The organism is Citrobacter sp. RHBSTW-00524, from assembly GCF_013747755.1.
Classification (GTDB): domain Bacteria; phylum Pseudomonadota; class Gammaproteobacteria; order Enterobacterales; family Enterobacteriaceae; genus Citrobacter; species Citrobacter braakii.
The window spans coordinates 4,377,279-4,398,980 of sequence record NZ_CP056421.1 but is presented as its reverse complement, the minus strand read 5'-3'; the positions used below and the strand labels follow the sequence as shown (position 1 = coordinate 4,398,980).

Here is a 21,702-nt window from a genome sequence, read left to right as displayed (position 1 = left end):
TTGCAACTCGAAATCCAACGGGTATAGCGTTTGTGGTGTTAGGCACGGCATAGAATGACAGGTATGATAATGCAAATTATAGGCGATGTCCCACAATTGACCGCAGCCGTAAATCGGTAAAAGCACCTTATATTGTGGGACATATCCTGGCTGAGAGCAGAAAGATTTGGGGAGTCTATGCAGTATTGGGGAAAGATAATTGGTGTCGCCGTGGCCTTAATGATGGGCGGCGGCTTCTGGGGTGTGGTTCTGGGCCTGTTAGTTGGCCACATGTTCGACAAAGCCCGCATGCGCAAAATGGCGTGGTTTGCCAACCAGCGTGAACGCCAGGCGCTGTTTTTTGCCACCACTTTTGAGGTGATGGGGCATCTGACCAAATCCAAAGGTCGCGTCACGGAAGCCGATATCCATATCGCCAGTCAATTGATGGATCGAATGAATTTGCACGGCGACTCGCGTACCGCCGCGCAACATGCCTTCCGGGTGGGAAAATCGGACAATTACCCATTACGTGAAAAAATGCGTCAGTTTCGCAGCGTCTGTTTTGGTCGCTTCGATCTGATCCGCATGTTTCTGGAGATTCAGATCCAGGCGGCTTTTGCCGATGGGTCGTTGCATCCGAACGAGCGTGAAGTGCTGTATGTGATTGCTGAAGAGTTGGGGATCTCACGTACCCAGTTTGATCAGTTTCTGCGCATGATGCAGGGCGGCGCCCAGTTTGGCGGCGGATATCAGCAGCAGTCCGGCGGCGGTGGCTGGCAGCAGGCGCAACGCGGTCCGACGCTGGAAGACGCCTGCAATGTGCTGGGTGTGAAAGCGACCGATGATGCGACCACCATTAAGCGCGCATACCGTAAGCTGATGAGCGAGCACCATCCGGACAAACTGGTGGCGAAAGGCCTGCCGCCAGAAATGATGGAAATGGCGAAGCAAAAAGCACAGGAAATTCAAAAAGCTTACGAGCTAATTAAAGAACAGAAAGGTTTTAAATAATCGTTATGCCGGGTGGCAGCTAGCGCCTTATCCGGCCTACGTTAATGACTGTAGGCCGGGCAAGCGAAGCCCACCGGCCTAAATGGGACCTGCGTTTAAAAATCTGCCGGAACTTTAAACGTCATACTGTTGCCGTATTCGGGATGCGTGATAGTTAACATCTCTGCGTGCAGCAGCAGGCGCGGCGCTAACGCCAGGGCCTGTGGCGGGGCGTAGAAGCGGTCGCCCAGGATCGGATGCCCTAATGCCAGCATATGCACACGCAACTGGTGGGAGCGTCCGGTAATGGGTTTGAGCACGACCCGTGCGGTGTTATCTTCCGCAAACTCCACCACTTCATACTCGGTCTGCGCCGATTTTCCGGTCTCATAACACACTTTCTGCTTTGGCCGATTCGGCCAGTCGCAAATCAGCGGTAAATCAACCAGCCCCTCGGCCGGAGCGGGATGTCCCCAGACGCGTGCGACATACTGTTTCTTCGGCTCGCGTTCGCGAAACTGGCGCTTTAGCTCGCGCTCTGCCGCTTTAGTTAGCGCCACTACAATCACGCCGCTGGTTGCCATATCCAGACGATGTACGGATTCAGCCTGCGGGTAATCGCGCTGAATACGCGTCATCACGCTGTCTTTGTGTTCATCCAGACGACCCGGCACGGACAACAAGCCGCTCGGCTTGTTGACCACCATAATGTGCTCATCCTGATACAGGATAACCAGCCAGGGTTCCTGCGGCGGATTATAGTTTTCCATCCCCATGTCTGGCTCCGTTACTGATGCGTCACGACGATCAGGCGCAGGGCATCCAGACGCCATCCCGCCTGATCCAGGCTTTCCATCACCAGCTGACGATTGCTTTCAATGGCGCTGAGTTCGTCATCACGGATGTTCGGGTTAACGGCACGCAGCGCTTCCAGACGGGAGAGTTCAGCCGTCAGCTTCTCGTCCGCCTCTTTACGCGCCGCGTCGATCAGCGCGCGGGCCGATTTTTCTACCTGCGCTTCACCGAGTTGCAGAATGGCATGCACATCCTGCTGTACGGCGTTGACCAGTTTACTGCCGGTGTGGCGGTTAACGGCGCTGAGCTGACGGTTAAAGGTTTCGAATTCAACCTGCGCGGCAAGGTTGTTGCCGTTTTTGTCCAGCAGCATGCGTACCGGGGTTGGCGGCAGGAAGCGGTTTAACTGCAGCTGTTTTGGCGCTTGCGCTTCAACGACGTAGACCAGTTCAACCAGCAGAGTACCGACTGGTAATGCTTTGTTTTTCAGCAAAGAAATGGTGCTGCTTCCGGTGTCGCCGGAGAGGATCAGATCCAGACCATTACGGATCAGCGGATGCTCCCAGGTAATAAACTGCGCGTCTTCACGCGACAGGGCAACATCACGCTCAAACGTAATGGTACAGCCATCTTCCGGCAGCCCTGGGAAATCCGGCACCAGCATATGATCGGACGGTGTCAGCACGATCAAATTGTCGCCACGGTCATCCTGATTAATACCAACGATATCAAACAGGTTCATGGCGAAGGCGATCAGGCTGGTATCGTCGTCCTGTTCTTCAATACTCTCAGCCAGCGCCAGCGCTTTTTCGCCGCCGTTAGAGTGGATCTCCAGCAGGCGATCGCGACCTTGCTCCAGCTGTGCTTTCAGCGCGTCATGCTGTTCGCGACAGGTTTTGATCAGATCGTCAAAGCCATCGGTGTTTTCTGGCTCAGCCAGGTAGCCGATCAGATTGTTATATACCGTGTCATAGATGGTACGTCCGGTCGGGCAAGTGTGTTCGAACGCATCCAGACCTTCGTGGTACCAACGCACCAGCACGGATTGCGCGGTTTTTTCCAGGTATGGAACGTGGATCTGGATATCATGCACCTGACCAATACGGTCCAGACGGCCAATACGCTGTTCCAGCAGGTCCGGATTGAACGGCAGATCAAACATCACCAGATGGCTGGCGAACTGGAAGTTACGCCCTTCGGAGCCGATTTCAGAGCACAGCATCACCTGGGCGCCGCTATCTTCTTCGCTAAACCAGGCCGCAGCGCGGTCACGTTCAATGATCGACATCCCTTCATGGAACACGGCGGCGCGGATACCTTCGCGCTCGCGCAGAACCTGCTCCAGCTGAAGCGCAGTGGTGGCTTTCGCACAGATGACCAGAACTTTTTGCGAGCGGTGGCTGGTCAGGTAGCCCATCAGCCATTCCACGCGCGGGTCAAAGTTCCACCAGGTGCCGGTGTCGCCTTCGAATTCCTGATAAATCTGCTCCGGGTAGAGCATGTCGCGCGCGCGGTCTTCCGCGCTCTTACGCGCGCCCATAATGCCGGAGACTTTAATGGCCGTCTGGTATTGGGTTGGCAACGGCAATTTGATGGTATGCAGCTCGCGTTTAGGAAAGCCTTTCACACCGTTACGGGTATTTCGGAACAGTACTCGGCTGGTGCCGTGGCGGTCCATCAGCATCGAAACCAGCTCCTGACGCGCGCTCTGGGCGTCTTCGCTGTCGCTGTTTGCCGCCTGCAGTAACGGCTCAATGTCCTGTTCGCCAATCATGTCACCTAACATGTTCAGCTCATTGTTACTCAGCTTGTTGCCAGCCAGTAACATGGCGACGGCGTCGGCGACCGGACGGTAATTTTTCTGTTCTTCAACAAACTGGGCGAAATCGTGGAAGCGGCTTGGATCCAGTAGACGCAGGCGCGCAAAGTGGCTTTCCAGGCCCAGCTGTTCCGGCGTTGCGGTCAGCAGCAGGATGCCTGGTACGCGCTCTGCCAGCTGTTCAACGGCCATATATTCACGGCTGGGCGCGTCTTCGCTCCACACCAGGTGATGGGCTTCATCGACAATCAGCAGATCCCATTCAGCATCACACAGGTGCTCCAGACGCTGTTTACTGCGACGGGCAAAGTCCAGCGAACAGATAACCAACTGTTCGGTTTCAAACGGGTTGTAGGCATCGTGCTGCGCTTCGGCATAACGCTCATCATCAAACAGCGCAAAGCGCAGGTTGAAACGACGCAGCATTTCGACCAGCCACTGGTGCTGTAACGTCTCCGGGACGATGATCAGCACGCGCTCCGCGGCGCCTGACAGCAGCTGTTGATGCAGGATCATCCCAGCTTCAATGGTTTTACCTAAACCCACTTCGTCTGCCAGCAACACGCGAGGGGCATGACGACGGCCGACATCATGGGCAATGTTGAGCTGGTGGGGGATCAAGCTGGTACGTTGGCCACGCAAACCACTCCACGGCATACGGTACTGTTCGCTCTGAAATTTACGTGCGCGATAGCGCAGCGCAAAGCGGTCCATACGGTCAATCTGGCCGGCAAACAGGCGATCCTGGGGTTTACTGAAAACCAGTTTGCTGTCGAGCAGCACTTCACGCAGCATTACACCGGTTTCTTCGGTATCAAGGCGGGTTCCGATATAGGCAAGCAGGCCGTTTTCTTCTTTTACTTCATCGACATGCAGTTGCCAGCCTTCATGGCTCGTTATCGTGTCGCCAGGGTTGAACATCACGCGGGTCACGGGGGAATCACTGCGCGCATACAGACGGTTTTCACCCGTCGATGAGAAAAGTAAAGTGACGGTTCGCGCATCCATGGCGACAACAGTACCAAGTCCCAATTCGCTTTCTGTATCGCTGATCCAGCGTTGACCAAGTGTAAAAGGCATATATGTTCGGCTCTATATCTTTAATTGCAGGCAATACTCGTCATTTTCCGGGCTAGTCCCCGTTATTGAGAGCATATGACCCCGCTACCAGGCTAATAAATCAGTGGTAGGGGTGTTAAATGGGTCCAGGAATGGAAAGGGCGCTATGGTACTGGATGGCGGCGGTTTCGTCACGCGTCAAAATAACCCCAGTTGTCCTGTGAGTAGTGTAGCAAAATTATCGTCAATAAAGGGAAGAATTCCCTCGGCAACCGGCTGGATCTGGCGGGTCAGATAATGCTCGTAATCAAGTGCAGATAGCTGATAATCAACAGGTTCAGGTCCATTTATCGTCCAGACATATTTAATCGTGCCACGATTCTGATACTGCTGCGGACGCCCCAGTTTGACGTTCTGCTCATCGGCGAGCCGCGCGGCGCGAACGTGCGGCGGAACATTCCGCTGGTATTCGCTCAACGGGCGGCGCAGGCGTTTGCGGTACACCAGGTGTTCATCCAGTTCACCCGCCATCAGACGGTCGATAGTCTCGCGAACAAACTCTTGATAAGGCTCGTTACGAAAAATTCGCAGGTACAGCTCCTGCTGAAACTGCTGGGCCAGCGGCGTCCAGTCGGTTCGTACCGTTTCCAGACCTTTAAAGACCATGCGTTGCTCAGCGCCCGACTGAATCATTCCGGCGTAGCGTTTTTTGCTGCCGGTATCTGCACCGCGAATCGTCGGCATCAGAAAGCGACAAAAGTGGGTTTCAAATTCCAGCTCCAGCGCGCTGGTCAGGTTTTGCTGCTTCAGCGATTGCGCCCACCAGTTGTTGACATAGCTCACCAGCTCCCGACCAATCCGGGCCGCATCGTCTTCCGAGTGCGCCTTTTTAAGCCAGACAAAGGTGGAGTCGGTGTCGCCATAGATGACGTCGTAACCCTGAGCCTCAATCAGCGCTTTGGTCTGACGCATGATCGCGTGACCGCGCATGGTGATAGACGAAGCCAGCCTCGGGTCGAAAAAGCGGCAGGCGGTGGTGCCAAGCACGCCGTAAAACGCGTTCATGATGATTTTCAGCGCCTGTGAGAGCGGCTTATTGCCGCGGCGTTTGGCTTCATCACGCCCATGCCAGATCTGGGTAACGATTTCCGGCAGACAGTGCTTTTCGCGTGAGAACCAGGCGTCAAGGAACCCCTCGGTACTGTGTTCCCGATCCGGCTGTGCCATCCCTTCGATAAGTCCCACTGGATCGATCAAAAAAGTACGAATAATTGACGGGTACAGGCTTTTGTAATCCAGCACCAGCACGGAGTCGTACAAACCCGGGCGCGAGTCCATCACGTAGCCACCGGGGCTGGCGTGCGCGGGAACCTCCCCCAGATTCGGTGCCACATAGCCCGCCCGGTGCATTCGCGGTAGGTAGAGATGGCCGAAGGCGGCAACGGAACCGCCGTGCCGGTCGACCGGCAGGCCGTTTACCGTCGATCGTTCCAGCAAAAATGGCATGATCTCGGTTTTATGAAAAATACGCGTGACCAGCTCACAGTCTTTGAGATTGTAGGTGGCGAGTGCGGGCTTATCCTGGGCAAACCGGCGATCTATTTCGTCCATCCTGTCCCAGGGATTATCTATCGACTTCCCTTCGCCCAGCAGCTCCTGTGACACCGTTTCCAGCGAAAAGGATGAGAAATTCCAGAATGCGGATTTAAGCGCCTCAATGCCGTCGATAATCAGGCGACCTTTAGCCTGCGCGAAGAATACGCCGTTTTTGAAGCCATGTTCGCGCCACTCCAGCTCGCTATTGTCACGGCCAAAACGCAGGGGAATGCGGTAACGTTCAGCATGCTTTTGCAGGACGCGTAAATCGAATTGCACGACGTTCCAGCCGATTACCACATCAGGATCGTGACGGGCAATCCAGTCGTTGAGCTTTTCCAGTAACTGCGGGCGGCTTGCGACGTATTCAAGTTCAAAATCCAGCGCTGAGGCATCGCCGTTTGCCGGGCCGAGCATGTAGACAATACGCTGCCCACAGCCTTCAAGGCCGATACAGTAGAGTTCGCCGTGGCGCGTGGTTTCGATATCCAGCGAGACCCATTTCAGCGGCGGTCGATAGTCAGGGTTTGGCTTCAATCGGGCATTGACCAGCGTACCGTTGTGTCTGTCGCCTTCAACCCACACAGGTGAGGTGATAAAACGCTCCATCAGATACCGTTCCGGCGGACGCACGTCGGCCTCGTAGACGGTAATTGCGTTTTCACGCAGCAGCTTTTCCAGCCGCATGAGCTGGCGATGTGAGCGGCAATACAGGCCGGAAACGGGCTGGCGGTGGAAGTCTTGCAATTGCAGCGGCGTCAGACGATAGCCGTTTTCATTGCGTAATAATGACGCTACGCGAGGAACCTGACTGACAGGAATAAACGCGACCGACTCCTGAGGCGCGAGCGTGACCTGTAGCGGCCCGTCGTCTGTAGCCAGCCAGAATGTGACCTCAGTTCCCTGCGGGGTGTCCCGCCAGTGCCGGGTTAAAATAAAGCCTGCCTGCGCCACGCTGTGTATCCATTAAAAAACCAGGCATTATTATAGCCTGGTTTACACGATTGTACTGTTATTTTGTACAGTTAAAAATGAGAGCTGCGGGAAGTTATTGCGACAATAAAAGTAAAATGCCCTCCGCAGTAAAAGTGTTACTGGATAGGGTTTGATATTTAATAAATGAATGCCTTAATTGAAAACTCTTCCTTGAATTATTTTATTGGCCTGTCATGGCTATTTGTATCTATTATTCTTTTGTAATTATATTTGTTTCATAAATTGGAAGTCCGTTTCAGGATTTTTATGTCATTTTCGGAATCGTGCTCGTATGGTTTTGTTACTCATCCCTCGGTTCAGGAAAAATGGTTATTTTTTTTATTTGTTTTTATTCATGGTTAGTGTAACTATTTTAATCAAACACTCGGGTTACCAGGTTGAATATAATATATTTTTATGGCTTGCTATTGTCTGGATAAAAACGGATTTTCGGTTCGATTTCGTCGGGAATATCTCTCTGTATAATTTGATTTTTATCGCTGAATATAATTTTATTCATCTGATAGCTCGGGTGTTTTATATCAATAGCTTGGGTGCGTAGTGTTATGGAGGCCTATTATGGATATTTATACTCAGGCGTTACAGGTAGGATATGATCACTATTTATTTGTTAATACTCAGTTATCTAACCCTACAATTAAATCAGTAAGTCAATATATTGAGTATAGAACGTGGTCAGGTCAAATTTGGCGTACTGAGGTTATTGAACGTGGGAATGCTTTCTTTCACTGGCAAGGGCATGACAGAATAAATGGTCATCGTGATACGGTGATTAATTATCTGTTGAATGGACAGCGCTGGCAGTCAACGATTACAGATTACATTTTCTTTCATTCACTGGATGGTGAAGAGGCGCAGGGACATTATGACAACGTGATTAAATACGTTTGTGCTAATAACTGTGTGTATCGAAGTGCGTTTGCGGAATATATAAAGGAATAACCAGAGAGCGCGCCACCGAGATTTCGGGCGCGCTCAGATTGTTTTCACTGACCGTAGTAGGCTTTTGCGCCGTGTTTACGTAGGTAATGTTTATCTAACAGGGTTTGCTGCATATCCGGCAATTGCGGCGCGAGCTGGCGACAGAAGATCCCCATGTAGGCGACTTCTTCCAGCACGATGGCATTGTGTACCGCATCTTCGGCGTTTTTTCCCCACGCAAACGGACCGTGAGAGTGCACCAGCACGCCAGGCATCTGCGAAGCGTCAATGCCTTGTTTCTCAAAGGTTTCAACGATCACGTTACCGGTTTCCCGCTCATATTCGCCGTTGATTTCTTCCTCGGTCATTTTCCGTGTGCAGGGAATCGATCCGTAGAAATAGTCCGCATGGGTGGTACCCGTGGCTGGAATCGACTGGCCCGCCTGCGCCCAGATGGTTGCATGACGCGAATGGGTATGAACAATGCCGCCAATGGTCGGGAATGCCTGATACAGCAGACGGTGCGTTGGGGTATCGGAGGAGGGTTTCTTCGTACCTTCTACAACCTCACCGGTGGCGATACTGACTACGACCATATCTTCTGCGGTCATAACGCTGTAATCGACCCCGGAAGGTTTTATCACAAACACGCCGCGTTCGCGATCGACGGCACTCACGTTCCCCCAGGTCAAGGTGACCAGGTGGTGCTTAGGCAACGCCAGATTGGCTTCCAGCACCTGACGTTTGAGATCTTCTAACATGTTGATTCCTCTGTGCCGGATGGCGGGCAAGCGCAGAGCCACCCGGCAACAACATAATTAACGTTTAAAACCGTAATAGACGTCGTTCCAGCGCAGCGCGTCCTTAAAGGCCGGCAGGCGGGTATCGTTGTCGATCACGGCGATCTCGATATCGTGCATTTCAGCGAACTGGCGCATATCGTTCAGATCCAGCGCGTGGCTGAAGACGGTGTGGTGCGCGCCACCGGCCAGGATCCAGGCTTCAGATGCGGTTGGCAGATCAGGCTGGGCTTTCCACAATGCGTTAGCCACCGGCAGTTTCGGCAGGGAGTGCGGTGTTTGAACCGTGTCGATGCAGTTAACCAGCAGGCGATAGCGATCGCCAAGATCGATCAGGCTGGCAACGACTGCCGGACCAGTTTTGGTGTTGAAGATCAGACGAGCGGGATCGTCTTTGCCACCAATGCCGAGATGCTGAACGTCGAGGATCGGTTTATCTTCCACCGCGATAGACGGGCATACTTCCAGCATGTGCGAGCCGAGCACCAGATCGTTGCCTTTCTCGAAGTGGTAGGTGTAATCCTCCATAAATGAGGTGCCGCCCTGCAGACCGGTTGACATCACCTTCATGATGCGAAGCAGAGCGGCGGTTTTCCAGTCGCCTTCGCCCGCAAAGCCGTAGCCTTGCTGCATCAGACGCTGTACGGCCAGACCCGGGAGCTGTTTCAGGCCGTGTAAATCTTCAAATGTCGTGGTAAAGGCGTGGAATCCGCCCTGTTCCAGGAAGCGCTTCATCCCCAGTTCAATACGGGCCGCTTCCAGTACGTTCTGACGTTTCTCACCGTGGACTTGCGTTGCCGCCGTCATGGTGTAGGTGCTTTCATACTCATCGATTAGCGCGTTGATTTCGCCGTCGCTAATGGAGTTTACTACCTGCACCAGATCGCCTACGGCCCAGGTATTTACCGAGAAGCCGAATTTGATCTGCGCAGCGACTTTATCGCCATCGGTGACCGCGACTTCACGCATGTTGTCGCCAAAACGGCAGACTTTCAGATGGCGGGTATCCTGTTTGGACACGGCCTGGCGCATCCAGGAGCCGATGCGTTCGTGCGCTTGTTTGTCCTGCCAGTGACCGGTGACTACGGCGTGCTGCTGACGCATACGTGCGCCGATGAAGCCGAACTCACGGCCGCCGTGCGCGGTCTGGTTCAGGTTCATAAAGTCCATATCAATGCTGTCCCACGGCAGGGCGGCGTTGAACTGGGTATGGAATTGCATCAGCGGCTTGTTGAGGATAGTCAGACCGTTAATCCACATTTTGGCCGGAGAGAAAGTGTGCAGCCAGACCACCAGACCTGCGCAGCGATCGTCGTAGTTAGCGTCACGACAAATAGCGGTAATCTCGTCAGGTGAAGTACCCAGCGGTTTTAAAACCAGTTTGCAGGGCAGTTTAGCTTCAGTATTCAGCGCGTTAACGACGTGCTCGGCATGTTGGGTTACCTGACGCAGGGTTTCAGGGCCATACAGATGCTGGCTACCAATCACAAACCACACTTCATAGTTATCAAAAATCGTCATTGTCGTGTCCTTAATGTGTCAGGGTTGCCTGGTCTACCGGGGTTTGTTGCGCCGGAGCGGCAGTCGGAAGGTATTGTTGTTCAGCGCTTATCGCCCACTGCTGGTAGCGGCGGTAAAGCTGTTCAAAACGTTGAGCCTGCTCTGGTCGAGGTTGCAGCGTGTTTTCCACGGCGCTTGCCATCTGTTGCTGAGCGGCTGGGATATCGGTGTGTACTTTCGCGGCAACGGCGGCAAAGATAGCCGCACCGAGTGCGCAGCACTGGTCTGAAGCGACAATCTGTAGCGGACGGTTGAGCACGTCACAACAGGCCTGCATGATGACCGGATTTTTACGGGCGATGCCGCCTAGCGCCATTACGTTGTTAACCGCAATGCCTTGTTCGGTGAAGCATTCCATGATGGCGCGTGCACCAAAGGCGGTGGCGGCAATCAGACCGCCGAACAGCGCTGGCGCGTCGGTTGCCAGATTCAGATCGGTAATCACTCCTTTCAGACGCTGGTTGGCATTGGGCGTACGGCGACCGTTGAACCAGTCGAGCACCACCGGCAGATGATCCAGCGACGGATTTCTCGCCCAGGCTTCGGTTAGCGCTGGTAGCAGCTGTTTTTGGCTGGCTTTAATCTGGGTCTTCAGCTCCGGGTGCTGCGTGGCAAGCTGCTCCAGCGGCCAGCTCAGCACACGGCTAAACCAGGCATAGATATCGCCGAACGCGGACTGGCCTGCCTCTAGGCCAATAAAATGCGGCACCACGCTGCCATCAACCTGGCCGCAAATGCCTTTCACCGCGCGCTCGCCGACGCTGTGTTTGTCAGCAATCAGAATGTCGCAGGTCGACGTGCCAATGACTTTCACCAGCGTATTGGGCTGTGCGCCCGCGCCGACCGCGCCCATATGGCAGTCAAAAGCGCCGCCTGCAATCACCACGCTTTCCGGTAGTCCCAGACGCTGCGCCCACTCGGCGCACAGGGTGCCAACCGGCAGGTCGGCTGTGAAGGTATCGGTAAACATCGGGTATTGCAGATGGCGGTTGAGGATGGGGTCGAGTTCGTCAAAGAAACTGGCTGGCGGTAGACCACCCCAGCTTTCATGCCACAGGGATTTATGCCCGGCGCTGCAGCGACCGCGACGAATATCCTGTGGACGTACGGTATTAGAGAGCAGGGCCGGAACCCAATCGCACAGTTCAATCCACGAAACCGCGGCCTCGGCAACCGCGTGGTCCTGACGGGTCACATGCAGGATTTTGGCCCAGAACCATTCGCTGGAATAAATACCGCCGATATAGCGGGAGTAATCGATCTTGCCCGGTGTGTGGCACAAACGGGTAATTTCTTCAGCTTCTTCTACTGAGGTGTGATCTTTCCACAGGACAAACATTGCATTTGGGTTTTCAGCGAACTCCGGACGCAACGCCAGTACGTTGCCGTCGGCATCGATGGGGGCCGGGGTTGAACCGGTGCTGTCAACGCCAATCCCGACCACTTCCGCACGCTGTTTAACGCTCAGTTCGGCCAGCACGGTTTTCAGCGCCGCTTCCATTGATTCAATGTAGTCGCGTGGATGATGGCGAAACTGGTTGTTTGGGCCATCGCAATACTGCCCTTCCTGCCAACGTGGGTACCACTCTACGCTGGTGGCGATTTCTTCACCGGTAGCACATTCCACTGCCAAAGCGCGTACTGAATCACTGCCAAAATCGAGGCCAATTGCAATCGCCATCGTCTTACTCCATCCAAAAATACAGGTATGGATAAACAGTAGTTAGTAGGGATAAAAACCGTCAGGCAGGATTCGCTAATCTTATGGACTAAAATGCTGTGGCATCACAAAGTGTGACGCCGTGCAAATAATCAATGTGGACATTTCTGCCGTAGTTATAGACACTTTTGTTAGCCGATTTTAACGTTGGCGCAGTACATATTTTTTACAAAGTGCTTTTCACAAGCGGGGTTGATGGTCCATTACCGCAAACACAGCGGCCCGCAGGGGCGACGGCAATGATGTCTGGCGTAATATGGACAAATTGTTTCTTAGCAGAACATAGGGAGTATTGAAATTATGGCTGAAACGCAAAACGATCCCCTGCTGCCAGGCTATTCGTTTAACGCGCATTTGGTGGCCGGATTAACCCCCATCGAGGCGAACGGATACCTGGATTTTTTTATCGACAGGCCGCTGGGTATGAAGGGTTATATCCTCAATCTCACTATCCGTGGCGAAGGGGTTATCAATAATCAGGGCAAACAATTTGTCTGTCGGCCTGGCGATATTTTGCTGTTTCCGCCCGGAGAAATTCACCACTACGGACGCCATCCTGATGCCAGTGAGTGGTATCACCAGTGGGTTTACTTTCGCCCACGCGCCTACTGGCAGGAGTGGCTGACCTGGCCGGCCATTTTTGCCCAGACTGGATTCTTTCGTCCGGATGAAGCACATCAGCCGCATTTTAACGAACTGTTTGGGCAGATAATCAACGCCGGGCAGGGAGAAGGTCGCTATTCCGAACTGCTGGCGATTAATTTACTGGAACAGTTATTGCTCCGACGTATGGAAGCCATTAATGAATCGCTACATCCCCCCATGGACAACCGCGTGCGCGACGCCTGTCAGTACATCAGCGATCACCTGGCGGACAGTAATTTTGATATTGCCAGCGTCGCACAGCACGTCTGCCTGTCGCCTTCCCGTTTGTCGCATCTGTTCCGTCAGCAGTTGGGTATCAGCGTATTAAGCTGGCGCGAGGATCAGCGTATCAGCCAGGCCAAGCTATTGCTGAGTACCACTCGTATGCCCATTGCTACGGTGGGGCGCAATGTTGGCTTTGACGATCAGCTCTATTTTTCTCGCGTTTTCAAAAAATGTACCGGCGCCAGTCCGAGCGAGTTTCGCGCCGGATGTGAATAAAAAGTGAATGATGTGTCCTGAAAGTTGTCATAACTCGCAATCTATTCAGACAATTGATGGCTTGACGAAGTTGAGACGGGTTATCAAAATCCCTGCTTCGTAAATCTGACGGACACATTATGCAAGCATTGCTGGAACACTTTATTCTTCAGTCCGCCCTGTACTCCCTGATCGCCGTACTGCTGGTGGCCTTTCTGGAGTCACTGGCGCTGGTTGGTCTGATTCTGCCCGGTACCGTGATGATGGCGGGGCTGGGGGCGCTGATTGGCAGTGGCGAACTGAACTTCTGGCATGCCTGGCTTGCGGGCATCATTGGTTGCCTGTTGGGGGACTGGATCTCTTTCTGGTTGGGCTGGCGCTTTAAAAAGCCGCTGCATCGTTGGTCGTTTATGAAAAAGAACAAGGCGTTGCTGGATAAAACCGAGCACGCGCTGCATCAGCACAGCATGTTTACCATTCTGGTGGGGCGTTTTGTGGGACCGACGCGTCCGCTGGTGCCAATGGTGGCGGGCATGCTGGATCTGCCTGTCGCTAAATTTATCGTCCCGAATATTATTGGTTGCGTACTGTGGCCGCCGTTCTACTTCCTGCCGGGGATCCTGGCGGGGGCGGCAATTGATATTCCTTCTGAGATGCAGAGCGGGGATTTTAAATGGTTGCTGCTGGCGACGGCGCTGTTGCTATGGGTAGGGGGCTGGTTTTGCTGGCGACTGTGGCGTAGCGGCAAAGCGGCAGTCGATCGCTTAACCGCGTATTTCCCCCGCAGCCGTTTACTGTATCTGGCGCCGTTGACGCTTGGGATCGGCGTGGTCGCGCTGGTGGCGTTACTGCGCCATCCGCTGATGCCGGTGTATATTGATATTCTGCGTAAAGTCGTGGGTTTTTGACGATTCTTTTGCCGGATGGCGCTGACGCTTATCCGGCCTGGGAAATCAATCACTCGGCTTTGATGCCCAAGAGCGTCGAGGCGCTGGCCTGACCGCTTAATAACTCATCCGTTTTGCCCTGCCAGGCGATGCGCCCGTCGGCGACCACAATCGAACGGGACGCAATTCGCGCCGCATCTTCTACGCTGTGGGACACCATCAGCAACGTAAGCTGTTTATCGCGACAGACCTCGGCAACCAGCGTTAACATCTCCTGGCGCAGGGCGGGATCGAGCGCAGAGAACGGTTCATCAAGCAGCAAAATGGGTTGTTCCCGCACCAGGCAACGCGCCAGCGCTACGCGCTGTCGCTGACCGCCGGAAAGCTCACCGGGGAGGCGCTCCAGCAGTGAGTCGATCCCCATTTGCTGGGCGATGTGATGCATTTTCTCCCGCTGCGATGCGTTCAGCTTCAATCCCGGGTTAAGGCCCAGGCCGATGTTTTGCTGCACGCTCAGGTGGCTGAACAGGTTATTTTCCTGAAACAGCATCGAAACGGGGCGACGTGAGGGAGGCGTGGCGGTGTGATCTTCACCTTCAATCAACAGGGTACCGCTGGCAGGCGTGAGAAAGCCGGCGATCAGATTCAGCAGCGTACTTTTCCCGGCGCCGCTGGGCCCGAGAATCGCGACCTGCTCACCGCGTGCGATCGACAGCGTAAAGCGCATCGGCAAATGGTGATAAAGCCATGTGATATCAATCAGTTTTAACATTTCGACCCGGCAATTTTTCAATAACGGTAAACAGCGTAAAGCACAGGATCAGCAGCAATAACGCCGTAACTGCGCCATCCTGACTGCGATAAGAGCCAATCTGCTGATATAAATAAAACGGCAGGGTGCGGAAATCCTCATTACCAAATAGCGCAACCACGCCAAAATCGCCAATCGACAGCACGCAGGCAAAAGCCATCGCCTGCGCCAGCGGGCGCTTCAGGGCGCGCAGTTCAACCACTTTCAGACGCGACCACCCCTCAATTCCCAACGACTGGCACAACATACTGTAGCGGGTGGTGACGTCCCGCATTGGGTTTTCCAGCACCTTCAGCGCGTAAGGGATCGCCATCAGCGCATTGGTAAAAATGACAATGCCGTCGGCTGATTCGGGGAGTCCAATGGTGTTATTGAGCAGCAGAAAGAAGCCGGTTGCCAGCACGATGCCCGGCATGGCGAGGATCAACATGCCGCTAAGTTCCAGCATCTGACCTGCCAGCACCTGCTGTCGGGCACGCAGTTCACGACTGCTCCATAACAGCATCATGGTGAGAACAACGCACAACGCACCTGCCGCCAGCGCAATTCGTAGTGAGGTTCCCAGTGCGTGCCACAGTACAGGTTGCTTAAGAACATCCAGCATATGGCGGTTAATACCATCGACAATTACCGCCAGCAGCGGCGGCAGCAGTAGCAGCAGGGCCAGAATAATCAGCAGCGCGTCTGCCAGGCGGCTGTGCAGACGATCGTCGGGATCGCGCCAGCCCTGAACCAGCGTGGTACCGGGGGCAATGGCGCGGCTCAGACGTTGGCTGAAGAGCACCAGCGCTAAACAACAAACCATCTGGATCAACGCCAGCATGGCGGCGCGGGCGGGATCGTAATCAAAGTTCAGCGCCTGATAAATCGCCAGCTCGATGGTTGTGGCCTGCGGTCCACCGCCCAGTGACAAAACGGTGGCGAAGCTGGCGAAACAGAGCATAAAGATGAGCGCCGCGACGGGAAGGATTTGCCGACGCAGCCACGGCCATTCAACAAAGCGGAAGAAATGCCAGCCGCGCAGACCTAACTGAGCGGCTAACTGTCGCTGTTCGCCGGGAATATTCTCCAGCGACTGCAACAGCAGACGACTGGCCATCGGCAGATTGAAAAAGACGTGCGCCAGCAGAATGCCCTGCAGACCGTACGGCGAAAACGTCCATTCCAGCCCGAATGTATGCCAGATCGAGGCCAACCAGCCCTGACGACCGTACACGCTAAGAATACCGAAGACCGCGACCAGCACTGGCAGGATTAACGTCATCGCGCACAGGCGCAGCAGCGCCAGTCGTCCTGGAAAACGGCGGCGATAGAGCGCTCTGGCAAGGAAAATCGCCGGGATGACCGACAGCACTGCGGATAAAAAAGCCTGCCAGAAAGAAAAGCGCACCACGTGCCACAGGTAGTCGTCTTGCCACAGTGAGAGCCACTCCCCCCGTGGGGCGTTAAACCACAGCGCCAGAAACGCGGCCAGGGCAACGGCCACCATCAGCGTGGCGGCGGTAAGCCCTGGAACCAGCCAGCCGGGAATTAACGGCTGACGGCGCGTTGCCATTCGCTAATCCATGCCTGGCGTTGAGCCGCAACCTGCTGCGGCGTAAATTCCAGCGCGGTGGCTGGCTTATTCAGTTGCTCGAATCCAGACGGTAGGGCGACCTGGGTTACCGGATACATCCAGTTGCCGGTCGGAATCGCGTTCTGGAAGGCCGGAGACACCATAAACTTGAGGAATTTCTCGGCCAGTTCCGGCTGTTTGCTGGCCGCAGTACGGGCGGCGACTTCTACCTGCAAATAGTGGCCTTCGCTAAAGTTGGCTGCGGCGTAGTTGTCTTTTTTCTCGGCGATGATGTGATAGGCCGGAGAGGTGGTGTAGCTGAGTACCAGGTCGCTTTCGCCCTTCAGGAACAGGCCGTAGGCTTCACTCCAGCCCTTGGTGACCGTGACGGTTTTTGCCGAAAGCGCGCGCCAGGCCTCCGGCGCCTTATCGCCATAGACTTTCTGCATCCATAGCAGCAGGCCCAGCCCCGGCGTGCTGGTACGCGGGTCCTGATAAATGACGCGCCATTTTTGATCGCTCTCTACCAGTTCTTTCAGGCTTTTGGGCGGATTCTTCAGCTTGTTCTTATCATAAACGAAGGCGAAATAGCCGTAATCAAACGGAACGAAGGTATCGTTTTTCCAGCCGCCGGGCACGTTTACGGCTTCACTTGCTACACCGCTTTTGGCAAACAGTTTAGTTTGGGTGGCGGCTTCCAGAAGGTTGTTATCGAGGCCCAGTACGACGTCAGCTTTACTGTTTTTTCCTTCCATGCGCAGGCGGTTAAGCAGCGAGACACCATCTTCCAGCGCGACCAGTTTCAGTTCACAGTTGCAGTCAGCTTCAAAGGCTTTTTTTATTGTCGGGCCCGGGCCCCAGTCAGCTGCGAACGAGTCGTAGGTATATACGGTCAGTACAGGTTTGGCGAAAGCAGGCGCTGCGCACAGCAGTAAAAGCGGAAGACATTTTTTAAACACTTTGCACCTCATAAAGTTGGGTGGCAAAGGACTTGAGTTGCAGCCTCAAATCCCTTCGCCGGCATTATCCGGATCAGGTTCGACGGGTATCTCTCAGCCCATACACTTCATCATTCACGCTGCCTCTGTGTTGGCTGCGCTCGCTCACCCCAGTCACATAGTTATCTATGCTCCTGGGGACTCACTCGCTTGCCGCCTTGATGCAGCGTGAATGATTTTGTGTATGTTTTTATTTAGCACCCCGTTGAGAACGGCGTTAGTGTAATGATTTTGTTGCTATGCGGCAATCAAGAGCCGGATCTAAGGATCCGGTGGTGCAAACCACGCTGATTTAAAATCAAACCAGCCGAGGGTATTCATGCGTAACCCGCGCATACTGCGCTGCCCCTGAATGATCAGCCAGTGGTGGATTAATGGCACAATGGCCTTTGTGGCGAGCAGCTGTTGGCACCATGCCGCCAGGCTCATTTCGCCCGTCCGCCAGCGGGCCGCATCGTTTTCCCAGTCCCGCGAGATACAGTTTTGCAGTAACGGGACTTCGCACAAATGGGCGAACAGCGAGAAATCCAGCGGTAGGGTAAAGTTGGCGCTGTTGAGCCAGATATCACTGACGATTTCACCCGCATGCCATTGATCGTAGTCGATCTCCTGAATATTTAACTGTACCTGATGCTCTGCCAGCAACGTCTTCATGATCTGCGCGATAATCCGATGTTCGATGTGATCGCGATAGTAGGTGATCGTCAGCGTTTCCAGTCCGGCGGGTTTTTCACCATGGCCGGGTTTGGCATGGTGCCAGCGGGGGAGCAAACCGTAGGCGGGAAACCACAGTCGCTGGAACTGTTCGTCGGCGTGGCAGATGAGATGGGTTGGCGAAAGAACGCGGCTAACCCAATCGCGAACCTCCTGATTAGCGCCACGGTGGGTGCGCGCATCAAACAGCAGGTAGTAGCATCCTTCCTCGAGGCGGCTTTCGATCGCCTTTTCATCCTCCGTGGGGCCTTTTAGCGTCAACCCACCGCCAGGCTCTTCACCGATATCGGGTAAAACCCAAACGTTAACTTCGTCGATCAGCGCCCGGTAGCCAAAGTAATCATCAAATGCATGAATTTTCAGTTGGTTATTGGTATTGCGCATCACCGAATAGGGACCAGTGCCAATTGGGTGGCTGGAGAAGTTGCTGAGCGTCTCCCATTCTCGCGGCAGGATCATGGCGGGGACTTGCCCCAATAGCCAGGGAAGCCAGCGGTCGGGTTGGGCGAGATGGATATCCAGCGTCCAGGCCGTGGGAGAAACGATCTGCGTGATGTGCGAGTACAGCGGCAGGGCGTTAATGCGCATCAGCGAGGTGATGACATCTTCCATTTCCAGTTCGCGGCCATGATGAAAATGAATCCCCGGACGCAGGAAGAATCGCCAGTGTAATGGTGAAATCTGCTGCCAGTGATGGGCGATGTCCGCTTCCAGTTCCCCATTTTCCTCATTTACCCGAATTAAGGCGCTGAAGATTTGCCGGGCGATATGAGTTTCTGAACGGCGTAGCGCCGTACCGGGAAGCAGGTTGTGCATGGGACGATAATAGAGAACGCGCATGATGTGCCGCCCCTGGCGAAAACTGCGCCCCAGGTGCGAAACCAGCATCTGTCGTACGGCCGTTTTGTCACCGACCAACTGCACCAGTTGATCGATGCGATCCTGTTCCAGCAGGTCTTCTGCCCGCTGCTGCTGGAGTGCCAGCCCGGTATAGAGGAAAGTCAGGCGCGAGCGTTTACCTCGCCCAACTTCGGCTTCCCACGCTAACCAGCCGCGTTCTTGCATGGTATTGAGCAGGGTACGCATATGGCGGCGCGAACAACTCAGCAGCTCCGCCAGCTCGTTCAGCGTCGTGTCTTGCGTTTTGCCGTCACAGCATTGCCACAGACGGATGAACTGTTGTTGCAGACGACCAGAAGACATAAAAGGGGAACTCCTGCGAAAAACTCAGCAATTTTATTATCCCTATATTAAGCCAATAATAGATTCCGATGAAGCGATGAGACAACGAAGGGGTCATCTATGCGTCAGTTCTGGTTGAAATACTTTACCGCGACGGAAAAATCGTCCTGGTTGGCTTGCCTGAGCGCACCGCAGCGCTTAAAGATGCTCGAAGAACTGATGCAGTGGGAGGTGACAGCCTGACTCCTGAATTGGGAATTGCAGACATCATGTGTGACTGAGTATTGGTGTTAATCGCCGCGCCAGCAGATAATCACTGCTGGCTTTTTTTGTTTCTGCAGCGCTAAAAGGAACTGTAATGCTCTGGATTATGACCATGGGACGGCGCCTCAACGGCGTTTACGCGGCATTTATGCTGGTCGCTTTTATGATGGGCGTAGCAGGTGCATTGCAGGCACCCACGCTGAGCTTGTTCCTGAGCCGTGAAGTCGGGGCGCAGCCGTTTTGGGTCGGGCTGTTTTATACCGTCAATGCGATTGTCGGGATCGTTGTCAGCCTTGCCCTCGCGAAACGATCCGACAGCCAGGGCGACAGGCGCAAGCTGATCATGTTCTGCTGCCTGATGGCAATCGGAAACGCGCTGCTGTTTGCGTTTAATCGCCACTATCTCACGCTTATCACCTGCGGTGTGCTGCTGGCCTCGCTGGCGAATACCGCCATGCCGCAGCTGTTTGCGCTGGCGCGGGAATACGCTGATAACTCCGCGCGTGAAGTGGTGATGTTTAGCTCGGTGATGCGTGCGCAGCTTTCGCTGGCCTGGGTAATTGGACCGCCGCTGGCCTTCATGCTGGCGCTGAATTACGGCTTTACGGCGATGTTTTCCATTGCCGCAGGGATTTTCGCCATTAGCCTGGTGCTGATTGCGCTGATACTGCCGTCAGTCACGCGGGTGGAGCAACCTGTTGACGTACCGCTGGAACAGACCGGCGGTTGGCAGGACAAAAATGTGCGCATGTTGTTTATTGCCTCCACGCTGATGTGGACCTGCAATACCATGTACATCATCGATATGCCGCTGTGGATAAGCCTTGAGCTGGGGTTACCGGACAAGTTGGCCGGGATCCTGATGGGGACGGCGGCTGGGCTGGAAATTCCGGCGATGATCCTGGCGGGCTACTATGTGAAGCGCTTTGGCAAACGGCGAATGATGATCGCGGCCGTCGCGGCGGGCGTACTGTTTTATCTTGGTTTGATCTTCTTTCACAGCCGCACGGCGCTGCTGGTGCTGCAACTATTTAATGCAGTATTTATCGGTATCATCGCCGGGATAGGAATGCTGTGGTTTCAGGATCTTATGCCAGGGCGTGCGGGGTCAGCGACCACATTATTTACCAACAGTATTTCAACGGGGGTCATTCTCGCGGGAGTGATTCAGGGGGCTGTTGCGCAAAGCTACGGTCACTTTGCCGTCTATTGGGTGATTGCGGCGATTTCTGTGATCACGCTGGTGATGACCGGGCGGGTAAAGGACGTTTGATTTTTGGAGTGCCGGATGCGCTGCGCTTATCCGGCACCACAAGGACTAGCGCATAAACGCTGGCTGCTTGTCTTCGTACTCGGTGATGGCTGCTTCATGCTGCAGCGTCAGCCCGATGCTGTCCAGACCGTTCAGCATGCAGTGGCGGCGGAAGTCGTCGATTTTAAAGCTGTAGGACTTATCGCCCGCTTTCACCACCTGCGCTTCCAGATCCACTTCAAATTTAATGCCCGGATTGGCTTTCACCAGGGCGAACATTTCATCTACCTGCGCGTCGCTCAAGGTCACCGGCAGCAGTTGGTTATTGAAGCTGTTGCCGTAGAAGATGTCAGCGAAGCTTGGCGCGATCACTACTTTAAAGCCGTAATCGGTCAGCGCCCATGGCGCATGTTCACGGGAAGAGCCGCAGCCAAAGTTTTCCCGCGCCAGCAGAATTGACGCGCCTTTATATTCCGGGAAGTTCAGTACGAACTCTGGGTTAGGCTGTTGCCCTTTTTCATCCAGAAAACGCCAGTCGTTAAACAGATGAGCGCCAAAACCGGTGCGCGTAACCTTCTGCAAAAACTGTTTGGGAATAATCGCGTCGGTATCCACGTTGGCGGCATCCAGTGGGACAACCAGGCCGGTATGTTGGGTAAATTTCTCTGCCATGGTA

At 54.3% G+C, this 21,702-nt stretch carries 17 protein-coding genes and 1 riboswitch; of the genes, 6 read left to right on the top strand and 11 right to left on the bottom strand.

What is annotated here, in order from left to right; translation table 11 throughout:
• Positions 1–177: 177 nt before the first annotated feature.
• Positions 178–993, top strand: coding sequence for a co-chaperone DjlA (gene djlA / locus HV229_RS21170; protein ID WP_005124510.1), 816 nt, complete (start codon positions 178–180; stop codon positions 991–993).
• Between the two features lie 95 nt (positions 994–1,088).
• On the opposite strand, the gene rluA is transcribed toward djlA, so the two are convergent.
• From rluA to polB, 3 genes are all read right to left on the bottom strand, one after another.
• Positions 1,089–1,748: a bifunctional tRNA pseudouridine(32) synthase/23S rRNA pseudouridine(746) synthase RluA gene (rluA, locus tag HV229_RS21165; protein WP_016151668.1), complete on the bottom strand. Its 660-nt coding sequence runs from the start codon at positions 1,746–1,748 to the stop codon at positions 1,089–1,091.
• An 11-nt stretch (positions 1,749–1,759) separates the two neighbouring features.
• On the bottom strand, positions 1,760–4,666 hold the full coding sequence (gene rapA / locus HV229_RS21160) for an RNA polymerase-associated protein RapA (protein ID WP_137379945.1): 2,907 nt from the start codon (positions 4,664–4,666) through the stop codon (positions 1,760–1,762).
• A gap of 177 nt (positions 4,667–4,843) precedes the next feature.
• Positions 4,844–7,195 (bottom strand): DNA polymerase II, encoded by a 2,352-nt coding sequence (gene polB, locus HV229_RS21155; protein WP_080859379.1) that lies wholly within the window; start codon positions 7,193–7,195, stop codon positions 4,844–4,846.
• Positions 7,196–7,795: 600 nt separating this feature from the next.
• Between polB and HV229_RS21150 the strand changes: the two genes are divergently transcribed.
• On the top strand, positions 7,796–8,179 hold the full coding sequence (locus tag HV229_RS21150) for a DUF4751 family protein (RefSeq protein ID WP_016155677.1): 384 nt from the start codon (positions 7,796–7,798) through the stop codon (positions 8,177–8,179).
• Positions 8,180–8,223: 44 nt separating this feature from the next.
• On the opposite strand, the gene araD is transcribed toward HV229_RS21150, so the two are convergent.
• Genes araD through araB form a run of 3 tightly spaced genes read right to left on the bottom strand, consistent with a single transcriptional unit; the run spans position 8,224 to position 12,199 of the window.
• The gene (gene araD / locus HV229_RS21145) at positions 8,224–8,919 is read right to left on the bottom strand and encodes an L-ribulose-5-phosphate 4-epimerase (protein ID WP_047358339.1); all 696 of its coding nucleotides are present in this window, start codon (positions 8,917–8,919) and stop codon (positions 8,224–8,226) included.
• Positions 8,920–8,976: 57 nt separating this feature from the next.
• Positions 8,977–10,479: an L-arabinose isomerase gene (gene araA, locus HV229_RS21140; protein ID WP_016155678.1), complete on the bottom strand. Its 1,503-nt coding sequence runs from the start codon at positions 10,477–10,479 to the stop codon at positions 8,977–8,979.
• A 10-nt stretch (positions 10,480–10,489) separates the two neighbouring features.
• Positions 10,490–12,199, bottom strand: coding sequence for a ribulokinase (gene araB, locus HV229_RS21135; protein WP_075847948.1), 1,710 nt, complete (start codon positions 12,197–12,199; stop codon positions 10,490–10,492).
• A gap of 339 nt (positions 12,200–12,538) precedes the next feature.
• Between araB and araC the strand changes: the two genes are divergently transcribed.
• The gene (araC, locus tag HV229_RS21130; protein ID WP_003018834.1) at positions 12,539–13,384 is read left to right on the top strand and encodes an arabinose operon transcriptional regulator AraC; all 846 of its coding nucleotides are present in this window, start codon (positions 12,539–12,541) and stop codon (positions 13,382–13,384) included.
• Between the two features lie 119 nt (positions 13,385–13,503).
• Complete coding sequence (locus HV229_RS21125) at positions 13,504–14,271, top strand: DedA family protein (RefSeq protein ID WP_016151676.1); 768 nt, start codon at positions 13,504–13,506, stop codon at positions 14,269–14,271.
• Positions 14,272–14,320: 49 nt separating this feature from the next.
• Here HV229_RS21125 and thiQ read toward each other — a convergent pair whose 3' ends face one another.
• From thiQ to sgrR, 4 genes are all read right to left on the bottom strand, one after another.
• Positions 14,321–15,022 (bottom strand): thiamine ABC transporter ATP-binding protein ThiQ, encoded by a 702-nt coding sequence (gene thiQ / locus HV229_RS21120; RefSeq protein ID WP_153646632.1) that lies wholly within the window; start codon positions 15,020–15,022, stop codon positions 14,321–14,323.
• A complete protein-coding gene (gene thiP / locus HV229_RS21115; RefSeq protein WP_131380622.1) occupies positions 15,006–16,616 on the bottom strand; it encodes a thiamine/thiamine pyrophosphate ABC transporter permease ThiP in 1,611 nt (536 codons plus the stop codon). Before thiP ends, thiQ begins: the two co-directional genes overlap by 17 nt.
• Positions 16,592–17,575 carry a thiamine ABC transporter substrate binding subunit gene (gene thiB, locus HV229_RS21110; RefSeq protein ID WP_016151679.1) on the bottom strand — a complete coding sequence of 328 codons (984 nt, stop codon included), beginning with the start codon at positions 17,573–17,575 and terminating at the stop codon, positions 16,592–16,594. The genes thiP and thiB overlap by 25 nt, the downstream gene beginning before the upstream one ends.
• Positions 17,576–17,607: 32 nt before the next feature.
• Positions 17,608–17,829, bottom strand: a riboswitch (TPP riboswitch).
• 46 nt (positions 17,830–17,875) lie between these two features.
• A complete protein-coding gene (sgrR, locus tag HV229_RS21105; RefSeq protein ID WP_181546311.1) occupies positions 17,876–19,531 on the bottom strand; it encodes an HTH-type transcriptional regulator SgrR in 1,656 nt (551 codons plus the stop codon).
• Between the two features lie 99 nt (positions 19,532–19,630).
• Between sgrR and sgrT the strand changes: the two genes are divergently transcribed.
• Positions 19,631–19,753, top strand: a complete 123-nt coding sequence (gene sgrT, locus HV229_RS21100; protein WP_016151681.1) for a glucose uptake inhibitor SgrT — start codon at positions 19,631–19,633, stop codon at positions 19,751–19,753.
• Positions 19,754–19,868: 115 nt separating this feature from the next.
• Positions 19,869–21,047, top strand: a complete 1,179-nt coding sequence (locus HV229_RS21095; RefSeq protein WP_103928905.1) for a sugar efflux transporter — start codon at positions 19,869–19,871, stop codon at positions 21,045–21,047.
• 45 nt (positions 21,048–21,092) lie between these two features.
• Here HV229_RS21095 and leuD read toward each other — a convergent pair whose 3' ends face one another.
• Positions 21,093–21,698 (bottom strand): 3-isopropylmalate dehydratase small subunit, encoded by a 606-nt coding sequence (gene leuD, locus HV229_RS21090; protein ID WP_016151683.1) that lies wholly within the window; start codon positions 21,696–21,698, stop codon positions 21,093–21,095.
• Positions 21,699–21,702: the final 4 nt, after the last annotated feature.

Excerpts from the sequence above, each read along its gene's own strand:
- djlA (WP_005124510.1), top strand. The coding sequence starts at position 178 with ATGCAGTATTGGGGAAAGATAATTGGTGTCGCCGTGGCCTTAATGATG.
- rluA (WP_016151668.1), bottom strand. The coding sequence starts at position 1,748 with ATGGGGATGGAAAACTATAATCCGCCGCAGGAACCCTGGCTGGTTATC.
- rapA (WP_137379945.1), bottom strand. The coding sequence starts at position 4,666 with ATGCCTTTTACACTTGGTCAACGCTGGATCAGCGATACAGAAAGCGAA.
- HV229_RS21150 (WP_016155677.1), top strand. The coding sequence starts at position 7,796 with ATGGATATTTATACTCAGGCGTTACAGGTAGGATATGATCACTATTTA.
- araD (WP_047358339.1), bottom strand. The coding sequence starts at position 8,919 with ATGTTAGAAGATCTCAAACGTCAGGTGCTGGAAGCCAATCTGGCGTTG.
- araA (WP_016155678.1), bottom strand. The coding sequence starts at position 10,479 with ATGACGATTTTTGATAACTATGAAGTGTGGTTTGTGATTGGTAGCCAG.
- araB (WP_075847948.1), bottom strand. The coding sequence starts at position 12,199 with ATGGCGATTGCAATTGGCCTCGATTTTGGCAGTGATTCAGTACGCGCT.
- araC (WP_003018834.1), top strand. The coding sequence starts at position 12,539 with ATGGCTGAAACGCAAAACGATCCCCTGCTGCCAGGCTATTCGTTTAAC.
- HV229_RS21125 (WP_016151676.1), top strand. The coding sequence starts at position 13,504 with ATGCAAGCATTGCTGGAACACTTTATTCTTCAGTCCGCCCTGTACTCC.
- thiQ (WP_153646632.1), bottom strand. The coding sequence starts at position 15,022 with ATGTTAAAACTGATTGATATCACATGGCTTTATCACCATTTGCCGATG.
- thiP (WP_131380622.1), bottom strand. The coding sequence starts at position 16,616 with ATGGCAACGCGCCGTCAGCCGTTAATTCCCGGCTGGCTGGTTCCAGGG.
- sgrR (WP_181546311.1), bottom strand. The coding sequence starts at position 19,531 with ATGTCTTCTGGTCGTCTGCAACAACAGTTCATCCGTCTGTGGCAATGC.
- sgrT (WP_016151681.1), top strand. The coding sequence starts at position 19,631 with ATGCGTCAGTTCTGGTTGAAATACTTTACCGCGACGGAAAAATCGTCC.
- HV229_RS21095 (WP_103928905.1), top strand. The coding sequence starts at position 19,869 with ATGCTCTGGATTATGACCATGGGACGGCGCCTCAACGGCGTTTACGCG.
- leuD (WP_016151683.1), bottom strand. The coding sequence starts at position 21,698 with ATGGCAGAGAAATTTACCCAACATACCGGCCTGGTTGTCCCACTGGAT.